Genomic DNA, 1710 nt, shown 5'->3' on the forward strand with positions numbered 1-1710 from the left:
CCCGGGGCTTTCACGGGCAGCGGGCGACGTCGAACGTGTCGTGACGTGAAAAGTGCCCCTGAGCAGGAACGATAGGTCTTGCTGAGGGACCATTCGTCACTGCTCGAGGAGCACCTTCCAGGTGAAGAAGCGTAGCGGGCTCTACCCGCGTGTTCAGGTCGACGCGGCCGGGGCCGGGGTCGTCTCCCAAGCCGGCGCGGTGGCTCTCGTCGAGACCGCCCGAACGACAGGCCTGGATCGTGAGCTGTCGCGATCGCTGGGCCGCTGGCGGCGCCCGAACGCCCGCCACGACCCCGGGAAAATCGTCCTCGACCTCGCCGTCGCGCTGGCCGTCGGCGGTGACTGCCTCGCCGACATCGCCGTCCTGCGGGGCGAGCCCCGCGTGTTCGGACCGGTCGCCTCCGACCCGACCGTGTCCCGCACCATCACCGCGCTGGCCGCCGACACACCCCGGGCTCTGGCCGCGATCAGGGCGGCCCGAGCAGCAGCCCGCGCACGGGCCTGGCACCTGGCCGAGGAGCACGCACCGGACCACGACATCAGCGCCATGACGCCGTTGGTGATCGACCTGGACGCGACGCTGGTGACGGCGCACTCGGACAAGGAGAACGCCCGGCCGACGTTCAAGCGCGGCTACGGCTTCCACCCCCTCACCGCGTTCGTCGACCACGGCGCGGGCGGCACCGGCGAGCCGCTGGCGATCCAGCTCCGACCGGGCAACGCCGGCTCGAACACCGCCGCCGACCACATCGACGTCACCCGGCAGGCGCTGCGGCAGCTGCCCGGACATCGCAGCGGGACCCGGCCTGGTCGGAAGGTCTTGATCCGCACCGACGGGGCGGGGTTCAGCCACGCGTTCCTGGCCTGGCTGACCGGCCAGCGGTTGTCGTACTCCGTCGGGTTCGGCCTGCCTGACGACATCGCCGACCGGTTGCGGCTGATCCCCGACCGGGTCTGGGCACCGGCCTACGACGCTGACGGCGCGGTCCGTCCCGGCGCCTGGGTCGCTGAGGTCACCGCCCTCCTGGACCTGAAGACCTGGCCGACCGGGATGCGCGTCATCGTCCGCAAGGAACGCCCGCACCCCGGCGCCCAGCTGCGACTGACCGATGTCGACGGCCACCGGCTCACGGCGTTCGCGACGAACACCACGCGGGGTCAGCTGGCCGACCTCGAGCTGCGCCACCGTCGCCGCGCGCGTTGCGAGGACCGCATCCGCAATGCCAAGGACACCGGCCTCACGAACCTGCCCCTGCACGGGTTCACTGCGAACCAAGTCTGGTGCGAGATCGTCGCCCTCGCCGCCGACCTCACCGCCTGGCTTCAGCTGCTCGGCTGCACCGACCCCACTGACGCGACCGCGCATCCGGCCCGACGCTGGGAACCGAAGCGGCTCCGCCTACGGCTGCTCGCCACCGCCGGCAGGCTCGCGGTCAGTGCCCGCCGCACCGTCCTGCACCTCGCCGCCGCCGGCCGTTGGACCGGCCTCGTCCTGGCCATCCTGACCCGACTCCGAGCCCTCCCGGCACCCAGCGGCTGACCCAGAGACCACGACCCCTCAGCCACGCGACCAGGACCATGTCGGACGGACCCGAGCCACCCCGAGCACCACCGGGGCAACTGTCCGACCCCTGTTTCAGAATCAGCCCTCAGCGAGGGCCACGACGTCCCGCCCGAACGCCACCCCGAGACCACGAAAGATCCGGGCTA

General features: G+C 71.9%; 1 protein-coding gene. It reads left to right on the top strand.

The features are described 5' to 3' along the window. Positions 1-121: 121 nt before the first annotated feature. Positions 122-1540, top strand: a complete 1419-nt coding sequence (locus tag ACR80Q_RS18235) for an IS1380 family transposase (protein WP_435379075.1) — start codon at positions 122-124, stop codon at positions 1538-1540. The last annotated feature ends 170 nt before the right edge of the window (positions 1541-1710 follow it).

This window comes from Aquipuribacter aurantiacus (assembly GCF_051216895.1).
GTDB lineage: Bacteria > Actinomycetota > Actinomycetes > Actinomycetales > JBBAYJ01 > Aquipuribacter.